Annotated in this window: 18 protein-coding genes; 12 read left to right on the plus strand and 6 right to left on the minus strand. The window is 61.2% G+C overall.

The features are described from left to right. Positions 1–143 precede the first annotated feature (143 nt). Positions 144–1,784, minus strand: coding sequence for an FUSC family protein (locus M0D69_RS26995; RefSeq protein ID WP_301784931.1), 1,641 nt, complete (start codon positions 1,782–1,784; stop codon positions 144–146). A gap of 382 nt (positions 1,785–2,166) precedes the next feature. Next, the gene (locus tag M0D69_RS27000; RefSeq protein ID WP_301784932.1) at positions 2,167–2,604 is read right to left on the minus strand and encodes a hypothetical protein; all 438 of its coding nucleotides are present in this window, start codon (positions 2,602–2,604) and stop codon (positions 2,167–2,169) included. Positions 2,605–3,014: 410 nt separating this feature from the next. Here M0D69_RS27000 and M0D69_RS27005 point away from each other — a divergent pair, with 410 nt between their 5' ends. Further along, positions 3,015–3,317: a hypothetical protein gene (locus M0D69_RS27005; RefSeq protein ID WP_301784933.1), complete on the plus strand. Its 303-nt coding sequence runs from the start codon at positions 3,015–3,017 to the stop codon at positions 3,315–3,317. Between the two features lie 56 nt (positions 3,318–3,373). Further along, positions 3,374–5,479 carry a phosphocholine-specific phospholipase C gene (locus M0D69_RS27010; RefSeq protein ID WP_301784934.1) on the plus strand — a complete coding sequence of 702 codons (2,106 nt, stop codon included), beginning with the start codon at positions 3,374–3,376 and terminating at the stop codon, positions 5,477–5,479. A 77-nt stretch (positions 5,480–5,556) separates the two neighbouring features. On the opposite strand, the gene M0D69_RS27015 is transcribed toward M0D69_RS27010, so the two are convergent. Then, a complete protein-coding gene (locus tag M0D69_RS27015) occupies positions 5,557–7,224 on the minus strand; it encodes a hypothetical protein (RefSeq protein ID WP_301784935.1) in 1,668 nt (555 codons plus the stop codon). Between M0D69_RS27015 and M0D69_RS27020 the strand changes: the two genes are divergently transcribed. Together M0D69_RS27020 and M0D69_RS27025 are read left to right on the plus strand one after the other, a co-directional pair. Next, the gene (locus M0D69_RS27020) at positions 7,223–7,546 is read left to right on the plus strand and encodes a hypothetical protein (protein ID WP_301784936.1); all 324 of its coding nucleotides are present in this window, start codon (positions 7,223–7,225) and stop codon (positions 7,544–7,546) included. The two genes, M0D69_RS27015 and M0D69_RS27020, sit on opposite strands and share 2 nt — an antisense overlap. Before the next feature lie 926 nt (positions 7,547–8,472). Next, a complete protein-coding gene (locus M0D69_RS27025) occupies positions 8,473–9,324 on the plus strand; it encodes a PA4780 family RIO1-like protein kinase (RefSeq protein ID WP_047846040.1) in 852 nt (283 codons plus the stop codon). Here the strand turns inward: M0D69_RS27025 and M0D69_RS27030 are convergent. Together M0D69_RS27030 and M0D69_RS27035 are read right to left on the minus strand one after the other, a co-directional pair. Then, a complete protein-coding gene (locus M0D69_RS27030) occupies positions 9,321–10,184 on the minus strand; it encodes an NAD-dependent protein deacetylase (RefSeq protein WP_301784937.1) in 864 nt (287 codons plus the stop codon). The two genes, M0D69_RS27025 and M0D69_RS27030, sit on opposite strands and share 4 nt — an antisense overlap. Beyond that, a complete protein-coding gene (locus tag M0D69_RS27035; RefSeq protein WP_301784986.1) occupies positions 10,132–10,329 on the minus strand; it encodes a hypothetical protein in 198 nt (65 codons plus the stop codon). The genes M0D69_RS27030 and M0D69_RS27035 overlap by 53 nt, the downstream gene beginning before the upstream one ends. A 217-nt stretch (positions 10,330–10,546) precedes the next feature. On the opposite strand from M0D69_RS27035, the gene M0D69_RS27040 reads away from it, so the two are divergent. Continuing rightward, positions 10,547–10,864, plus strand: a complete 318-nt coding sequence (locus M0D69_RS27040; protein WP_301784938.1) for a helix-turn-helix transcriptional regulator — start codon at positions 10,547–10,549, stop codon at positions 10,862–10,864. Here M0D69_RS27040 and M0D69_RS27045 read toward each other — a convergent pair whose 3' ends face one another. After that, positions 10,865–12,133 carry an MFS transporter gene (locus tag M0D69_RS27045; protein WP_301784939.1) on the minus strand — a complete coding sequence of 423 codons (1,269 nt, stop codon included), beginning with the start codon at positions 12,131–12,133 and terminating at the stop codon, positions 10,865–10,867. A gap of 108 nt (positions 12,134–12,241) precedes the next feature. Between M0D69_RS27045 and M0D69_RS27050 the strand changes: the two genes are divergently transcribed. The 7 genes from M0D69_RS27050 (at position 12,242) to M0D69_RS27080 (ending at position 19,328) form a co-directional block, all read left to right on the plus strand. Further along, the gene (locus M0D69_RS27050; RefSeq protein WP_301784940.1) at positions 12,242–13,162 is read left to right on the plus strand and encodes a LysR substrate-binding domain-containing protein; all 921 of its coding nucleotides are present in this window, start codon (positions 12,242–12,244) and stop codon (positions 13,160–13,162) included. A gap of 117 nt (positions 13,163–13,279) precedes the next feature. Continuing rightward, positions 13,280–13,642, plus strand: a complete 363-nt coding sequence (locus M0D69_RS27055; RefSeq protein WP_301784941.1) for a DUF3175 domain-containing protein — start codon at positions 13,280–13,282, stop codon at positions 13,640–13,642. An 82-nt stretch (positions 13,643–13,724) separates the two neighbouring features. After that, positions 13,725–13,850, plus strand: a complete 126-nt coding sequence (locus tag M0D69_RS27060) for a hypothetical protein (protein WP_301784942.1) — start codon at positions 13,725–13,727, stop codon at positions 13,848–13,850. Positions 13,851–13,891: 41 nt separating this feature from the next. Further along, positions 13,892–15,226, plus strand: coding sequence for a sorbosone dehydrogenase family protein (locus tag M0D69_RS27065; RefSeq protein ID WP_301784943.1), 1,335 nt, complete (start codon positions 13,892–13,894; stop codon positions 15,224–15,226). Continuing rightward, positions 15,226–15,687, plus strand: a complete 462-nt coding sequence (locus M0D69_RS27070; RefSeq protein WP_301784944.1) for a hypothetical protein — start codon at positions 15,226–15,228, stop codon at positions 15,685–15,687. Before M0D69_RS27065 ends, M0D69_RS27070 begins: the two co-directional genes overlap by 1 nt. 142 nt (positions 15,688–15,829) lie before the next feature. Continuing rightward, entirely contained in the window at positions 15,830–18,217 is a 2,388-nt protein-coding gene (locus M0D69_RS27075) for a phosphoketolase (protein WP_301784945.1), read from the plus strand. Next, complete coding sequence (locus M0D69_RS27080) at positions 18,186–19,328, plus strand: acetate/propionate family kinase (RefSeq protein ID WP_301784946.1); 1,143 nt, start codon at positions 18,186–18,188, stop codon at positions 19,326–19,328. Before M0D69_RS27075 ends, M0D69_RS27080 begins: the two co-directional genes overlap by 32 nt. Positions 19,329–19,369 lie beyond the last annotated feature (41 nt).

Here is a 19,369-nt window from a genome sequence, read left to right on the forward strand (position 1 = left end):
AATGAAGTGCCGCCACGCACAATGGCTAATAGTGATAAAGAGAACAGCTAAGACATAACGACCGCAGACGCAGAAAGCAGCAACCCAGCATTAACCCAGTCCCACGAGCGCCAGCACCCCCCGACCGAGTGCGAACGAAAAAACTAACGGGCCCCGACAAGTCCTCCCGCGACTGCCGCGTCAGGTTCCATAGTGTTGCGCCCGGACCGTGGCGCGAACAACGCCAGCGCTCCGGCCAGGCGCGCGCGAGCTTCATCGGTCGCCGCGCCGCGCGCGGTCTCCCGTGCCAATTCACGCGCTGCCTGCACGCAGGCAAACAACGGCCCGACCGCCAGTTCCACCTGCGTATTCCACGCGAACACACGCTGCGTCTGCAGCGGCCGCAATGCGATTCGCAACTCGTGCCAGCGCCGGTCGAGCTCGCGGATCGCCGTGAGCGGATGCATGGCTTCAGCGCTCGTATTGCATACACGCAAGACTTCATCGAGGGCATCGAGCACGCTGGTCACCTTGGTATCGACGTGACGAGATGTGCGCAGCGGCATCATCGACACAGCCACGGCAATCGACACCACGCAGCCCACAAACACTTCCTCCACGCGCATTTCAATCAGCGGTCCGATCGCAAAGCCCAACTCGCCATAGACCAGCCCGACCAGCACCGTGATGAAAAACACACCCTGTCCATACGACGTCAGGATGAAGTACGCCCAGCCAAACACGCACGCGGCCATCGCGGCGACAAGCAGCCACGGCATGCCATGAAGCGCTCCCATGAGCACCGCGCTGACTGCCACGCCGGCGAGCGTGCCAAGCACGCGCTCGCCGGTCTTGCGGATCGTGTCGCCCCGGGACCGCGTGCCGAGGAACACCACGAACGTGGTGATGACAGCCCAAAACCAGCGCTCCGGCGACACCGAATGACCGATCAGCATGGCGATCAGCGCGGCCGTCGTCGCCCGGCAAGCAGGCAGCCACGCGAGGGCATCGCGCCATGCCGGCGCAGCGCCGACGGGCCGCTTCACGCCAGTCTTCGCTGCGCGTGCGGTCGAAGCCACCGCGTCACGGCCTGCACGCGACAAGCGCCTTAGTGCGATCCGCAAACGGACATCGCTTCGATCAAGCCGGCTGGAATCGACAGCACGTCGGCCCGCCGCGACCTCGACATCGATCAGGTACGCGCGCAGTCGCTGCACGTCCGGGAGATCGAGCAGTCCAAGCTGCTCTTCGACAGCCAGCGCAGCTTCGTTCAACAGCGACAAATGACGAATGGCCTCGGGCTCATCGGCGCGACGATCGGCAAGCACCGTCGCGGCACGCTGCATCACGGCAGTCAGTGCGCGTCGCAACGTAGCGTCGGGTCGCGTCGGCACGAGTACGCGGCCAGTGAACGCCACAATCACGAGGGCGATCATCGATAAACCAAGCATCGCGAAGCCATGCGCGAGCGTCGGATGCAGATAAAGCCCAAGGTAGAACGCAACGACCCCCGTCATCGCGCCGCCGAGCGCTCGCGGCCCGCATGCCTGGACCAGCATCGCCGCGAACAACACGGCAAGGAACGCAGCGTCGGCTGCGAGCGGCCACGCGGCAAGCGCGCTCGCCGCGATGAAACACGCACACCCCGTGCCATAGATAACCGCAAGCGAGCGGAACCAGCTACGCGGCGTGGCATCGCGGAGAAACAGCGGCGCGACCATCGCGAACAGCAACGCGAACGCGGCCAGCGTGGGCGGGCGATGCGCCTGAACCGCCCAGCCGATCGTCACCACACCTGTGAGCAAGCAGGCAATCGCACTGCGAAGCGCGGTGTGAAAACGCAGAAGGCCCGGATCGGAACCGAGCAGACGGGTCAGTAGACGAGACGAAGGGGAGGCGGCGCGACAGGTCGCAGGCCGGTTGAAACGCGCACGGTGAAAACCTCGCGCGAGGGAGCATAGGGATGCTGCAATGGACATGTGTAATACCCGAGGCAAGTGTCGGTAGCGGCTTGTGGCCGACCCCGATACGACGAGTTCGCTGCGGCGAACCCTCCTGTTTTATGCGTCTGGCAAAACGTTCGAACCGGGATCGCCGGAAGAGCGCAGTGCGGGGAGACGCCCGCGAAGCGTGTTTCCGTCTCGCGTATACCCGGATGCTACCGTGTCAAAATTGTTTGTCTGGGGTTTACCCGATTTGAGCAGGCCGCCGCATTTCATCAACGGCCCCGCACGCCTCCGCTACGACCTGGGCGAGCTCGGCAAGCTGGGCTTCGGCGGTCGAGGTTGCGTCGGCGAGCGACGACACCGCGGCGTCGAGCTCAGCGGCAGCGCCGTCGTTATCGGAGAAAAATTTCACGGGCAAGGCGGCGAGCGCGCCGGCATTCGCCGACGCCTGATCGGTTAGCGCGCACAGCCGCACCAGGTTCTCGCACAACGATTCCAGGGCGTCGGCCGCGTACTGGCAGAGGGCGGCATCGCTTGCGGGATCCTGCGCCACTACATTCAGCGCAGCCTGCGACTTCTCGACGTCGCGCGCGAGCCCGTAGCTCCGGTCACGTGCGGCGGCAAGGCGCCCGGCATAGTCGCTCAGTTGCAAGACCCGCTGCGCCGTATCGGTGAACATCGTGTTCTCCTGTGTCGTCCGGCTGGAGAGAAACGCACTGAAAGCACGAACTAACGCGACCGGACCACAACAATGTTTTTATGGTCCAGCCGGCGTTCCTTGATCGAGCATGCAGGAGTCGCCGTTGCGGGACATCTGATGGCAGTCAATCAGCCGCCATAACCTTCTCCTTTACGGCACGTAAATCGTAAGCTTTAACGAATTTTTCATATTCACCAGCATTGGCGTCCGTGACCGGCGTCTTTATCCATAGATTCATTTCGCTTACTTATTACCTATCCATTACGTTCGCGAAGTTATTTTCTTTATTTAATAAATCCTACACGTGTAATTTCTATCCTCTGGGTTGCCCTTTCCCGACACCATCCGCATGCGCGTGGCGTCGACTCGCAAACCGTCCAGAGGACGCTATGCTCAGCAGACTAATCAGTATCGACTGGATGTGCGGCGCGGTGCTCGCGTGCACGATGCTAGCCGCGTGCGGTGACAACGACCAGCCCGCGGCATCCACGTCTTCACAGTCCGTAGCCTCTTCATCGCCCTCTTCCATGCAGCAAACCGATGCGTCCGCTTCACCGGGATCATCGGACATCCAACGCTGGGCCTTGCAGCAAACCCAGCCGGCAAGATCGACGTCCAGTCTCACGCAAGAAACCCCGCCCGCCGCCGCTTCCGATCCCCTGTTGCCGCCTGTCATACACGCGGCTGAATGACTCGAAAGCGACCGGCAAGCCTGATCAAGCTTTCCCCCCACGACCGACAAAGACCCATGACCTTAAAAAGCCGACGTGACTTTCTCAGGGCTGCCGCACAGGCCGCCGGTTCCGCCACCGCACTTGGCATCGTGCCGGCTGGCATCCGCAACGCACTCGCGATACCCGCGAACAACCAGCACGGCAGTATCAAGGACGTCGAGCACATCGTCGTGCTGATGCAGGAAAACCGCTCCTTCGATCATTACTTCGGCACGCTCCAGGGCGTGCGTGGTTTTGGCGATACCCGCGCCGTGCAGCTTCCGAACGGCCAGCCGGTCTTCAATCAGCCCATTGCTGCAGGACTCGGCGAGCTGCTGCCGTTCCATCCCAGCGCGCCCGATCTCGGCGATCAGTTCATCCAGGATCTGCCGCACGACTGGACCACGGGCAAAGGTGCTTACGACCAGGGCCGTTACGATCAGTGGGTGCCGTACAAAGGCACGACCACGATGGCGTATTTCACCCGCCAGGACATTCCGTTCCACTACCAGCTCGCCGACGCCTTCACCATTTGCGACGCGTACCACTGCTCGATCAACTCATCGACGGACCCGAACCGCTATTACATGTGGACCGGCTGGGTGGGCAACGACGGCAACGGCGGCGGCCCAGTAATCGACAACGCCGAGGTTGGCTACAGCTGGTCGTCGTACCCGGAAGTGCTCGAAAGCGCGGGCATTTCGTGGAAGATCTATCAGGACGTCGGCACCGGGCTCGACGCAAACGGCTCGTGGGGCTGGACCAGCGACGCGTACATCGGCAATTTTGGCGACAACGCGCTGCTGTATCTGAATCAGTATCGCAATGCGCAGCCCGGCAATCCGCTGTATGACAAGGCGCGCACCGGCACGAACGCCGCGGCTGGCGACGGTTATTTCGACATCCTCAAACGCGACGTGCAGAACAACGCGCTGCCGCAGGTCTCGTGGATCGTCGCGCCCGAAGCGTTCTCCGAACATCCGAACTGGCCGGCCAACTACGGCGCGTGGTACGTCGATCAGGTGCTGCAGATCCTCACTTCGAATCCGGCTGTATGGAGCAAGACGGTACTGCTGATCAACTACGACGAAAACGATGGTTTCTTCGATCACGTCGTGCCGCCGTTCCCGCCGTCGTCTGCCGCTAACGGGAAATCAACGGTCAGCACCGTCAATGAAATCTTCCCGGGCAGCAGCAGCTATCAGGCAGGCCCGTACGGTCTCGGAACCCGCGTGCCGATGCTGGTGGTCTCTCCCTGGTCGAAAGGCGGTTACGTGTGCTCGGAACTCTTCGACCACACCTCGGTGATCCAATTTATCGAAAAGCGTTTCGGCTCGGGGGCAAACGTTACCGAGTCCAACATCACGCCGTGGCGTCGGGCGATCTGCGGCGACCTGACCTCCGCGTTCAATTTCAAGAACCCGAATGCGGCGGTTCCGACCTTGCCGGATACGACCGGTTACGCTCCGACGCAGCAGATTCGTCATCCTGACTATGTGCCGGTGCCGCCTGCGGTCCATGCCCTGCCGAAGCAGGAACCCGGCGTGCGCCCTGCCCGTGCGCTGCCTTATGAATTCTTCGTTCACGCGCACACGAATTCGGGCAACGGGGTCATCTTCGACTTCATCAACACGGGCGATGCCGGCGCGACCTTCCTCGTGTACACAGCCAATAGCACGACTGCGCCGAGCTGCTACACGGTCGAAGCCGGCAAACGCCTGCACGATCAATTCCCGCTGAGCGCGACCAATACGTACGACTTCATCGTGTACGGTCCGAACGGCTTCCTGCGCCGCTTTACCGGTAAAGCCGTCCAGCAGCACTGGTGGAACGACAAGCAGGCGCTGCCGGAAGTGGTCGAGGGTTACGACGTCGCCAACGGCAACCTGCAAGTGCGGTTGAAGAACCTGGGCACGTCGCGCTGCACATTCAGCGTGTCGAACGCTTACACGCCCGGCACGGTCATCACGCGCCAGGTGCGAGGCGGCGATACTGAAAACCTTGATCTCGACTTGCGCACGTCGTATGGCTGGTACGACCTGAGCATCACCATCGACTCGGACAGCACGTTCAAGCGGCGTCTCGCAGGACACGTGGAAACAGGCAAGAGCAGCATGTCGGACCCGGCACTCGGAAGCTGAAATCGGAGCACCCATGAAAAACGCGGCAGCGAGTCGACCTCGCTGCCGCGTTTTTTCATTCAGGACACCACGAAACCTCAGGTACCCAGATACCCCAGCGGCACCGTCGAGTTCGATTGCGTGACGCTCGCATTCTTCGAGATCACGTACATCGGCATCTCGGTCAGGTTCAGCGTCACGACGCCGTTGCTGTAGGCCACCGTCGAAGCGTTGCCCATCCAGTCCAGCACTTGCACCGTGCCGCTCGTTCCCGCAGCGTCGACCGTGAGGTTATAGCTGATGCTATAGGTCTGACTGAAGCCGGTGCTCGCGCTCCACACAGCGTTGTTGTGGGTCCAGAGTGCCGTGATCGGAACACCCGTGCCGCGTTGCTGAAATGCGTAAGCATAGACACCCGAGGGCGTGCCGTTCACGGGGCCGAGCGTGGTCGTTCCGTCGAGCACGCGCGTCATGGCCGCTACCGCCAGCGCCGAGGGCTTCGGGCTCACGTTGGTCGCGCCGAAGGCGCCTTGCGCATCGCTCAGATCGAAGAAAGTGCCGTAACCCGGCTCGCCCGGATAGTCGGCGCCGTAGAACACATAGGTCTGGTCGGCCCCTTCGCCCAGCAGGATGATGTGCGTCCGTGCCACCACGGCGCCCTGCGCGAACAGGACGTTCGACGTCGGATAGTTGGGACCGTACGACGTGCCAAGGTCATAGCTGATACCCGTTTCCGTCACGAACAGCTTCATGCCCGACTTATAATCCGCCTGCATTTCCTGGCGCAGGTTGCGCATCTCGTTCATCAGCGCGTTCGCGGCGTTGGCGGCACTCGGATCGGTCGCTAGACGCTCCGGCGGATGTGACGGCGACGTGCCTGCATCGTAGTAACCATGCGTCGCGATGCCATCAACGTACTGGGCCAGACCGAGCGATGCCATTGTCTTGAGGCGCGCCGTGGTCAGCGACGGAAAAGCGCCGGTGGGACCCATGACAACCGCGTTCGGATCAGTGGCGTGCAAGCCTGTATGCACCAGCTTGTACAGCTGAACGAAATTTGCGTTGGTATCCAGCCAGGTCTGGTCCGGCTCCCAGGTCACCTGGTAGTAATTGTTCGCCATCGCGGGCAGGTATTTCTGACGCATCGCTTCGGTTTCCGCACCGACCTGGCCCATGTACGTCTGGTAACCCGCCTGATTCGTCGGCAGATAGGCACTGTCGGTGGTCGCGCCCGTCGGGCTGTCCCATCCGGGAATGCCGTCGAGCCGCACCAGCCGCATGATCTGGCCGGACGAATAACCCGTGTCGGTGGTCGTTGCCGTCGCCGTCCAGGTGTTCGGTCCGTTCGGCTCCGTCGTGGACAGCTCACGGTCGTCGATGGTCGAGCTGATGCCAAGCGCGTTGAGCATCGCGGTCCAGCCGTTGAAACCCTGCATGCCGAAACGATGCTGCTCCTGATGCGCATAGGTCGGTGTGGGCACGCTCGATGTCACGTTGGGCAGGACGCCAAAGGTCGCAAAGCCGGTCGGGCGCGTGCCGGCTGTCTGCACGCTGCCGCCGGCCTTGGCAAGCGTCGCGGATACCGCGAAGTAACCCGCCACCGTCGATGTACAGCTGAGGGTCGTCGTGCTCGCCCCGGCTGGCGCGGGGAAACTGCCGCTGGCAACCGTGTTGCCGAGGCTGTCGTTGACGGCCCACGCGAGCGTATCGGCGCTCGAAGGGCTGGCGGTAATCGCAAGCGGGAACGTGCTGCCCGAGGCGAACATGCGGGTGCCGTCGGTGCTCGGGGTATCGACTGTGATGACGCCGCTCGACGACGAGCTCGCGGCGGTGACCGGGGAAGCGCACGCCATGCGTAATGCCGCGGTCGCCACCGTGGAGGGTGAAACGGCTACCGCAGGGCTCGCTGCTGCTGTCGAACCCGTGGTGCCTGTTGTTGTACCTGCCGTTGTGCCGCTGCTGGTGGAGCCGGACGTCGTGCTCGAAGTCGTGCTTGTGCCGCCGCTGGTTGCCGCGGTGGAACCCGAGCTGGCGGGGTCCCCGGATCCACCGCCGCCGCAGGCCGCCAACGCCAGCACAACTGAATAAATTGAATAACTGAGTAAAGGGTGTGATTTCATTTGAGTGGCTGCCTGATCGTAGCGATGGACTTGAACCGGGCAAACCTTCTCCCCCAAGCGCCCTGGAGGAACTCGGCAACGATTGAATCAGGAGGAAGGACTTGCGGGGTCGCTTACATGCAACGCCAAAACACCGCAACTAAAAGAACATAGTTCTGCCCTACTTGCCGGAATGAATGTTACACAGACGAAACGTTTTGAGACAGTAAAAAAGACGTAACACGTTGTAACGTCTGATTATTAATCGGTAATTCAGAATATTGTCTAACTAATAAATCCTAATTAAAGAGCCTGAAAGGGTTGAATTGTCATGACGACCTACTGTAATAAGGGATTGATTAGACAAATACTGCTCTTCGTCTTTAGACGACGTGTATCAAAATAGAAGCATTTTTTTGGTCTACTCTGACGCGGTCGTTGGCCCGGATTTTCAATGCTGCAAAGGGGGCGACGGCGGAGTTTCCTGCATGCGATCCGAGATGACCAGCTCGCACGAATCAATAGAAATTCGCATGGAAATACTTTGGAAATTCGCTTTTCTATCCCTATGCGAACGAGGCGGCGATCATTAGGCCCGTCGTGAAAAGACCGCCGCCTGAAGCCCGCCATTTACGCAGTGCCGCTCTAATCCCGCACAGGCTGTATTCGAAACGAATACGCGGTTAAGACCAACGAATCCGGCATGTAACGATACGAGGTAGCGCGCATCGGCGACCGGCGCAAAGTCGCCTTCTTCAGCAAGTCGATCGCGATGGTCGCTTGAGCGTACAGGCGCTTCCGCCCGGGCAAATCCGCGTTGCCTTTATAATCCGCCATGATTCCAATTTCCTGCCTCCTCCACGCTTGCCACCCCCTTTGCGGCTTCCGCGAAGTCATCCCCTATGCGGTGGCCGTATGAAAACGCCCAAAAGACTGCTGCCACTGCTGGAAGAAGGCCTGATCGACGAAGTGATCGGCCAGTTGATGAGCGGCAAGGAAGCGACCGTCTATGTCGTGCGCAGTGGCGATTCCACGCGTTGCGCGAAGGTCTATAAAGACGCGAAGCAGCGCAGCTTCCGGCAAGCGGCTTCATACCGCGAAGGCCGCACGGTGAAAAACAGCCGGCAAGCGCGCGCGATGGAAAAAGGCACGCGCTACGGCCGCCAGATGCAGGAAGAAGCGTGGCAGAACGCCGAAGTCGATGCGCTGTTCCGGCTCGCCAACGCCGGTGTGCGTGTACCGCAACCGTACATCTGCACGGATGGCGTGTTGCTGATGGAACTGGTGGTAGATGCCGCAGGCGATGTCGCGCCGCGTCTGAACGACGTGGACATGAGCCACGCGCGCGCGCTCGAGTTGCATGAACTGCTCCTGAGTCAGGTCGTGCGCATGTTGTGCGCCGGCATGATTCACGGCGACCTGTCCGAGTACAACATCCTGCTGGCCGCCGACGGTCCGGTCATCATCGACTTGCCGCAGGCGGTTGATGCTGCCGGCAATAACGAAGCGGCGTCCATGCTGCAACGTGACGTCGATAATCTCGCGACCTACTTCGGCCAGTTCGCGCCCGAGTTGCTGAAGGCGAGCTACGGCAAGGAAATGTGGGCGCTGTATGAAGCGGGTCTGCTTACCGTCGATACAAAACTCACGGGTCACGTCGAAGTCGACACCACGCCAGTGGATCTTGAAAGCGTGATGCAGGAAATCGAGGATATCCGGCTTGAAGAGGAAGCCCGGGTGAGACGCGAGCAGGAACTCGACAGCTAAGCCTCTCGTTCCAGCTCCAGTTCGTTCGCGAGTGCATCGAGCGTCGGCCCGCACGGCGCTTCTACTTTCAATTGCAACAGCGCGTCGGCCCGCGTCCGCCCGAGATTGACCGCCGCGATCGGCTTGCCGGCGCGTGCGGCCCACTCGCAAAAGCGAAAACCCGAATACACCATCAGTGACGATCCGAGCACGAGCATTGCATCGGCCTGATCGAGCGCGGCCGCCGCCGCGTCCACGCGGGTCCGCGGCACACCCTCGCCGAAGAACACCACGTCCGGCTTGAGCAGACCACCACAACGCGTGCAGGACGGCGCGTGGAAAGCGTTGAAGTCGTAATCTTCGAGTTGCGCGTCACCGTCCGCCACCGGCAGCGCGGCCAGGCCGACGAAGCTCGGGTTATCGGCGATAAGCGTTTGCTGAAGAGCCGCGCGGGTTGTCTCGTTGCCGCACTCCATGCAGCGCACCCGGCCGATATTGCCGTGTAATTCGATCACGTCCGTATTGCCCGCGCTCGTATGCAGTCCATCGACGTTCTGCGTGACGAGCCGCTCGAATATGCCCAGGCGCTCGAGTCGTGCCACCGCGACATGCGCAGCATTCGGCGCGGCACCGGCAACCAGCGGCCAGCCGATCATGCTGCGTGCCCAATATCGTTTGCGCGCAAACTCTGAACCCATGAAGTCTTTCAGCAGGATGGGTGCACGGCCGGTCCGCTGCCCTTCGGTGTCCCGGTAGCAAGGTATTCCGGATTCCGTACTAATTCCCGCACCGGACAAAACGAACAGCCGCGGATGCCGTTCGACGAAATCATAGAGAGGGTTTGAAAGCGTCCGAGACGCGCGGGCTGGCAGATTTTTCATCTTCAGGATAGTAGCGGCAAGCCGTTTTCTCTGCTTGAGCGCGAATCTTTTTGGATCGAGCCGGGCCGCCCACCACCGGACTTTTGCCCACGGTTTCTTCAGGACCTTCCCCGGGTTCATCCATGCGCAGGCCGTAGCGCGTCAATCTACTGCTCTTAATTTGTGTTTCACAAATACAGGCTACAAATTGTATTTGTAAAATACAGGCTTTAGCTTGTAGACGAATACCCCACGCACCTCAGACGCGTACGGCTTTCCTCCCCTTCCGTACCTTGACATCACGGTTGTCTGTTTCGACCATACCTAGTGGTTAACGCACCAACCAACGCACTAACGGATCCAACGAACCGCAAGGTACCCGGGTGACTTCCGACCTCCTCGACTCGACTTTCGCGGCACTCGCCGATCCGACCCGGCGCGCCATCCTGGCGCGGCTTGCCCGAGGCGAGGCATCGGTGTCGGAACTTGCCGAGCCGTTCGACATGACGCTCCCTGCCGTGTCCAAACATCTTAGGGTGCTCGAGCATGCCGGACTGATCGTGCGCGACCGCGACGCGCAACGACGTCCTTGCCGGCTCGCCGCCGCGGCGTTGAAAGATGCCAGCGAATGGTTCAATCCGTATCGCCGGCTATGGGAACCAACAAAGGCAGGAGGACACGATAAACCACCCTCTCCCTGATTACACAACCCGCGCCGCCGGCTTCGGAAACAGCGGATAAGCAAACAGCGCGCAACCCGCAGCAACGAGCCAGACGGTGCCCCAAGACCCGATCGCGAGCAGATGTGGAATGCACAGCGGTGTCAGGAAAAAGCCGAAATACACGGCCGTATTCGCCATTCCGAGCGCCGTGCCCGCGCGCTCCTTGCCGGCCATCGTCGCGAGTTCGGTGTAGGCCACGCCATGCCACGCGGACACGCAGATCCCGGCGAAAACGACGATCGAAATAAGCCATGCTTCAGGTAACCGATGACCCCCGCCCACTGCGGCCGCCAGCACCACGAATGAAGCGACCGCGACCAGCGTCGAGCCGCGCAGATAAGCACGACGGTTGCCACGCTTGTCGGTGAATCGGCCGCTCCCTACGCGCATGACCATCGCGCCGAGCTGGACGGCGACCATCGTCGCGGTGATGCCCGCTATACCCACATGCCCGAAGTCATGCAGGAACACCGTGGCGAAACTCAGCACCGCGAACTGCGGAATGCCCAGGGTGGCGATGCCCAGCACAACGCGCCAGATCATCCGGTCACGCAGCGGACCGACTGCGGGCGCGTCCGGAACCCGCGGACCGGCATGAGCCGCAACGGGCGCCTCCGGCGGCTCGTGCAGCCAGTGCCACGCGAGCAGACCCGACACCGCGCACATGGTCGCCAGAACCCCATAGACGGGGCGAAACCCACCCGTGGACGCAAGCCAGGGCAGGATCAACGCACCCAGGCCGCCGCCCAGCGGCACGGCGGTCTGCCGGATGCTCATCGCGAGGCCGCGCTCGCCTTCCTGAAACCAGCGCATGACCGCGCGCCCGCTCGATCCGTTCACGCTTCCGCCAACCAGACCGACCAGGCACATCGACATCACCAGCCACAACAAGCCGGGGACAGCCGCGGACGACGGCACGACGAACAGCATCATTGCGAGCAGCGCGGCAGCGGTGGTGGTCAATCCTGTCAGCAAGATTGGCCGATCGCCCCAGCGGTCGGTCGCGACGCCCCACGGCAATTCCGACAGCGCGACGCCCAGCCCCATTGCGCCAAGCGCCAGCCCGAGCGCTGCGTTGCCGAGGTGATAGTCCGCCCGCAGCCACACGGCGGTCGTGGGAATGCCCGCGGCGGCAGCCGAAAAGCTGACGTTCGCCGCCACGCCGACGCCCAGTACTTTCCATCGATGGGAAGCGCCCAGTTCGCGGCGCGCCGTTGCCGGCAAGGGGACTGCGCATTGAGTTTCCATGCTTTTTCTCTCTTGAATGCCTTTGACGAACCCAGTGTCGCGTTTTATGATCATCCTGAATATCAAGTAATATCGAAACAATAATTCGATAAAACAGGACAATTAACCATGTCGCAAACCAATTTCGATGTCGCGTCATTGCGGACCTTCGTGGTCGGCATGGAGCTGGGAAGCTTCGCGAAGGCGGCGGACCGCGTCGGGCGCTCGACGTCGGCCGTGAGCGCGCAGATCAAGAAGCTGGAGGAGCAATCGGGCGCGCCGCTGTTCAAGAAAGCCGGGCGCAACCTGGCGTTGACCGAAGCCGGCGAAACCATGCTCCGGTTCGCGCGCCGGCTGGTCGATCTCAACGACGAAGCCGCCGTGGCCATGCGCGGCCCCGACCTCGAAGGCTGGATCAGGCTCGGGCTACAGGAGGATTTTGGCGAAATCATGCTGCCCGAGATACTGGGCCGTTTCTCGCGCGCGCATCCGAAGGTGCGGATCGAGGCGCGGGTGGCGCGCAATACGGAACTGCTCGGCCGCATCGATACGAACGACCTCGACCTAGCGCTGGTCTGGGACGATTCAGTCGCGTCGGTGCCCGGGCTTCAAAACGGCGTCCGGCACGAGCAGATCGCCACGCCTGCCATGTGCTGGATCGGTTCATCGACCCTGCCGTGGAATCCTGATAGGGCAGAGCCATTGCCGCTTGTCGCGTTCGACCGGGCTTGCCTGTTTTTCAGCGCGGCAACCGCGGCGCTCGATCGCGCGAATATCCCTTGGCGGGTGGCTTTTACGAGTCCGAGTCTCTCGGGTTTGTGGGCCGCCGCCGCTGCCGGACTGGGCCTTACCGTGCGCACCCGCTTTGGCTTGCCCGCCTCGGTGAGCGCGTTCGACGGCCGCGAGATTGGCTTGCCCGCGCTGCCGTCGGTGCCGCTTTCGCTGGTGCGCGCATCGGCCACCTCGACGCCACCGGTGCAGCAACTCGCAGCGCTCATTCTCGAATCCGTGCGCGGCGGGTCGGCGTCGTTCGACCGGATCGCCGCGTGAGGGTGATTGGATGATCCCTCGGACTTGGTGAAACTATCGGATCGCGTATCGCCCATCTTCAAACTCGACGGCCCGCTTTTTGCTGAAAGCTGAGAACGATAGCCAGGGAGGAACGACATGGCGAGCGCATCGAAGAGCAGCAGCAACGGCAAGTGCAAGACTTCGCGTCAAAAACTCGCACAAGCAAAACCGAAGCAACGTTCGAACCCCAGGTGCTGGTCACATCACGTGATGGAAACGAGCGATGCAATGGACATCGAGCATGAAATTTTCAAGGAAGGCAGTGCGCAAGAGATCGCCGATTCGCTGAAAAAATCGTCCACGCGAAGCAATCGGCGCCAAGGCACGCCGTTTCAATCTGCCATGTCGATGCTTAACTTCTATATCAATCGCGCCGGACGAAACTTGCCGAAGTCACGGCGCACCACCCTCGATAACGCCAAGAAGCGATTACGCGAAGCATTCGGCCGCAAGCCGTAATAAATGTCGGAATACATGGGTGGAATGCGGTTTGCTACATCGCTTCAGTTGCCGCGTGTAGTCGGTTGCCCGAGGAAACGCCATGCCCGACATCACCGATCTTCATCCCGGTAACGAAGCGGTGCCAGGCACACCTGGAACCGATGAGAACGTGTGTCCGGCGAGAAGCGGCACGAGCAAGGTAATCGAGAGTATTGGCGGTGGGTGATTACACGACTACCTGCGTGCTTTACTTTCAATGGAGTGCCCATGGCGAGCCTGAAATCCCCAGGAATGACCGCTGGTTTGTGCGGCCTCGTGTTGCTGGCCAGTTGCGCAAGCGCAGCAGACGACAGCGCGCTGGGCTTCGGTCCGAATCCCACGCTACCGCCGCCTCACTCCACGCTGTTTCCCACGCTCAACGTAGCGCCCGCGAAACCCTGGCCCGAAGGCGCGATGCCGACCGCCGCGGCAGGCTTCAGCGTAGTCGCGTTCGCCAAGGGACTCGATCACCCGCGCTGGCTCACCACGCTGCCTAACGGCGACGTACTCGTGGCGGAAAGCAACGCACCGGCCATGCACGATTCGAAGGGCGGCGTCAAAGGATGGATCGCGAAGCAGTTCCAGAAACGCGCGGGGGCTGGGGTGGTGAGTCCGGACCGCATCATCCTGCTTCGCGATAGCCGTGGTGACGGTGTAGCCGACATGCGCTCCGTGTTTATCGACAAGCTGCACTCTCCCTTCGGCATGGTGCTGGTCGGCGACGATCTCTACGTGGCGGACACGGACGCGGTGCTGCATTTCAAGTACCACACAGGCGACACGACCATCACCGGGCCGGGTGAAAAACTCACGGATCTGCCGGCAGGACCTATCGATCATCACTGGACCAAGAACCTGATCGCGAGCCGCGATAGCAAGCTGCTTTATGCCACGGTCGGATCGAATAGCAACGCTGCTGAGAACGGTATGGAGGCAGAGGAAGGACGCGCGTCGATCATGGAAATCGATCGGGCGACGGGCAAATCGCGCATCCTCGCGTCGGGCTTGCGCAATCCGAACGGGATGTCGTGGAACCCGGAAACCGGTGCACTATGGACGGTAGTCAACGAGCGTGATGAGCTGGGTAACAATTTGGTCCCCGACTACATGACATCGGTAAAAGAGGGCGCTTTTTACGGCTTCCCTTACAGTTATTTCGGTCAGCACGTCGATACGCGCGTGAAGCCGCAGAACCCCGACATGGTCGCCAAGGCCATCCCGCCGGACTATGCGTTGGGCTCGCATACGGCCTCGCTCGGCCTCACGTTCTACACTGCCAGCCTGTTCCCCGCGAAGTATCGCAATGGCGCGTTTATCGGTCAGCACGGCTCGTGGAATCGCAAGCCGCGCAGTGGCTATAAGGTGATTTTTGTACCGTTCACCGGCGGCAAACCGTCGGGGCCACCGGAGGACATTCTCACGGGATTCCTGTCGCCGGAAGGCGATGCACGCGGTCGCCCGGTCGGCGTGACACTCGACCATGCAGGCGCTTTACTGGTCGCCGACGACGTGGGCAACGCGGTCTGGCGCGTTACGCCGTCGCAAGCCTCGTCTAAAAACTGATGGCGAAGCGCGCCGCCTCTGCGAATGAATTGTTCACTGCCGCCGAGGCCGCGATGATCGGTCTCTATGACGGCGGCGTGCTCTCCCCCGCGGTGCTCCAGCGCGTCATAACCGGCTTCGCTGACAGTGCGATCGACTGGAATACCACACCGCTGCTTCGTACCGTCGACGGCAAGTCACTGCATGAGGTGGTCGCCATGACGATGATGCCGGGACGAACGATCCGCAATGCATCGAAGGAATTCTTCGCGGTGATCGGGCACATTGGTGGTATCGGTGATGGAGAGCGTGACGAGCCCGATGAAGCCCCTGAAGATGAAGCCGACGGCGATCTGATCAACCAGTTATCCGCTGGCCGAAGCAGCAAAAGACCCGCTAAAACCGCGCGCAAAACAGCCCCGCCCGCCGGCTTCAACCCGCTCCTGCATACAACGGCTCCGCGTCGCGGCGGCAAGTCATAGCATTGCCTTTGATCCATGTCATGGTCGAAGCTGACCGTGATTCCGCCACACGCGGCACAATGCACGCATGCCTCACCACGAGTGATAGTGACCCACATCGAGTGACACCGCCCTTCCACCCAACGGATACAACGGACACGACATGGACACACAGGCACCTTCCAGCTCCCTTCGCCTTTCTCCCGACGAATTGCGCAAGATCGACGGGTACTGGCGCGCTTGCAATTACCTGTCGGTCGGCATGATCTATCTACGCGCCAATCCCCTCCTGCGCGAACCTCTGAAAACGGAACACATCAAGCGCCGTTTGTTGGGACATTGGGGATCGGACCCCGGCCAGTCGTTCACCTGGGTGCACCTGAACCGCCTGATCATGAGGGATGACCTGAACGTCATGTTCATCTCCGGCCCGGGGCATGGTGCGCCGGCAACCTTATCGAACTCGTACCTGGAAGGTTATTACTCCGAGGTCTATCCGGATCGCAGCGCCGACGAAACCGGCATGCTGCGCCTGTTCCGATCGTTTTCATCGCCGGGTGGCATTGGTTCACATTGCACCCCTGAAACGCCGGGATCGATACACGAAGGCGGCGAGCTCGGCTACAGCCTCTCGCATGGATTCGGCGCGGCGTTCGACAACCCCGACCTGATCGTGGCTGTGATGGTCGGCGACGGCGAAGCCGAGACCGGTCCGCTCGCCACCTCATGGCATTCGAACAAGTTCCTGAACCCGGTGGTGGACGGCGCGGTGCTGCCCATCCTGCATCTGAACGGCTACAAGATCGCGAACCCGACCATCCTCGCGCGCATTCCCGAAAAAGAACTTGAAGCATTGATGACGGGCTACGGTTATAAGCCTCACTTCGTGTCGGGCCACGATCCCGCCGTCATGCATCAACTGATGGCTGCGACGCTGGAGACTTGTATCGGCGAGATTCGCGCGATTCAGGCTCATGCACGTTCTAGCGGTGACACCACACGTCCGCGCTGGCCGATGATCGTGTTGCGTTCGCCGAAAGGCTGGACCGGCCCGAAGGAAGTCGACGGCCACAAGGTCGAAGATTTCTGGCGCGCACATCAGGTGCCGGTGCTCGATCCGGTGACCAGCGCGAAGAGCCTGAAGGTCGTGGAAGCGTGGATGCGCAGCTACAAGCCCGAAGAACTCTTCGACGAAAACGGCACGCTGATTGAAGAACTCAAAGAGATCGCGCCGAAGGGCGACCGCCGCATCAGCGCCAATCCGCATGCGAACGGCGGCCGGCTCCGACGCTCGCTTGACCTGCCCGACATTCGCGACTACGCGTTCGATGTCAACGATCCCGCCAGCACGTATCAATCACCGACCGCGGTGCTGGCGAGCTGGCTGCGCGACGTCATCAAACGCAACATGAGCACCTTCAAACTGTTCGGTCCCGATGAAACCGCCAGCAACAAACTCGATGGCGTGTATGACGCATCGGGCAAACGCTGGATTGCCGAGATCAAGCTGGAAGACAGCGACGGCGGTGCGTTATCGCCTGATGGCCGCGTGATGGAAATGCTCAGCGAACACACGCTGGAAGGCTGGTTCGAAGGGTATGTGCTCACGGGCCGGCACGGGCTGCTCGCGACCTATGAAGCGTTCGTGCACGTGATCGATTCCATGTTCAACCAGCACGCCAAGTGGTTGGAAAAAGCGAAGAAAGAACTCGACTGGCGTGCGCCGGTGCCTTCGGTGAACCTGCTGATAACCTCGCTGGTATGGCGTCAGGATCACAACGGATTTACGCACCAGGACCCGGGCTTTCTCGATGTCGTCACGAACAAAAGTCCCGAAGTCGTGCGCATTTATTTGCCGCCGGATGCCAACTGCCTGCTGAGCGTAATGGATCATTGCCTGCGCTCGCGCGACTACATCAACGTGATCGTCGCGGACAAGCAGCCGCACTTGCAGTACCTGGACATGGAGCATGCGCTCGCGCACTGCACCAAGGGTATCGGCATCTGGGACTGGGCATCGACAGACCAGAACAGCGAACCGGACGTGGTCATGGCTTGCGCCGGCGATATAGCGACAATGGAATCACTCGCCGCCGTCGAGATCCTGAAGGAACATTTCCCCGACCTCAAGATCCGCTTCGTGAACGTGGTGGACTTGTTCCGGCTGATGCCCGACACCGATCATCCGCACGGCTTGTCCAATCGCGATTTCGATTCCATTTTTTCGCGTGAGAAACCGGTCATCTTCAACTTCCACTCGTATCCGTCGCTGGTTCACAAGCTCACGTACAACCGCACGAATCACGAAAACATGCACGTGCATGGCTATCGCGAACGCGGCAACATCAATACGCCGTTCGAGCTGGCGATCATCAATCAGGTCGACCGGTTTTCCCTGTGTATCGACGTGATCGATCGCGTGCCGCGGCTTCGCGATACCGGCGCGCATACGAAGAACTGGCTCAAGGACCAGATCAACGACAGCATCGCTTACGCGCGTGCGGAAGGCGTCGATCGCGATGAAATCCGCAACTGGGCATGGAAAGGCTGAGACCATGACGCTGGGTATCCTGGTGCTGAACAGCGGTTCGTCGTCGCTGAAATTCGGCGTGTATGTGCCGGACAGCGGCGACGAAACCGCGTGGCTGACCGGCAGCGCGAAGGGCATCGGCCGCGACGATGGTTCGCTCACCATGCGCTCGTCGGACGGTGCTGTCGATGTGAAGCAAAACCACGTGATGGAGTCGCAACACGACGCGTTGCAACGCGTGGCGGACGCGCTGCACGAGCATCTCGACCAGCCGCTGGCCGCGGTGGGTCATCGCGTGGTGCACGGCGGTCCGCATCTGACTGCGCACACGCTCATCACAAGCGAGGCCAAGCAGACCTTGCGCAATGCGGTGCCATTCGCACCGTTGCATCTGCCTCAGGCACTTGAACTGCTCGAGCAAGCACAGCAAATCTTTAGCAACGTGCCGCATTACGCCTGCCTCGACACCGCGTTCCACCAGACCATGCCCACGCGGGCCACTCACCTCGCGCTGCCGAAACACTACGCTGACGAAGGTCTCGTTCGATACGGCTTCCATGGCCTCTCGTACGAGTCCATCGTCTCAACGCTCGGCAGCGATCTTCCCTCCCGCCTCGTGGTCGCGCATCTTGGCAGCGGCGCCAGCCTTTGCGCGATCCGCGATGGCCGCTCCATCGATACGACCATGGGTCTCACACCCACTGGCGGCATTCCGATGGCAACCCGCACCGGCGACCTCGACCCCGGCGTGTTCGTGTATCTCATGCGGACCGGTTCCCTGGATGCCGATGCGATCGAACATCTGATCAATCACGAAAGCGGTCTCAAGGGCCTCTCCGATTCGAACGACGACATGCAAACGCTTCTGCAACGCAGTGACGCAGATGCAGAGCTCGCCATCGATATCTTCTGCACCGCGGTACGCAAGACGATCGGCGCTTATGCCGCGTTGATGGGCGGTCTCGACAGGGTCGTGTTCACCGGGGGTATCGGCGAGCATGCACAGACTGTGCGTGAGCGCATTTGCGAGGGACTTGAATTTCTCGATGTTCAATTCGAGGTGATCGAAACGCAGGAAGAACGGCAGATCGCGCGTCATTGCCGCACGCTGCTTGCCGGAGCCGCTGGCTAAAAGCGCAGCGCTCAATCAGAAGACATCGGGCAACAACGCGT

This window comes from Caballeronia sp. SEWSISQ10-4 2 (assembly GCF_030464885.1).
Classification (GTDB): Bacteria; Pseudomonadota; Gammaproteobacteria; order Burkholderiales; family Burkholderiaceae; genus Caballeronia.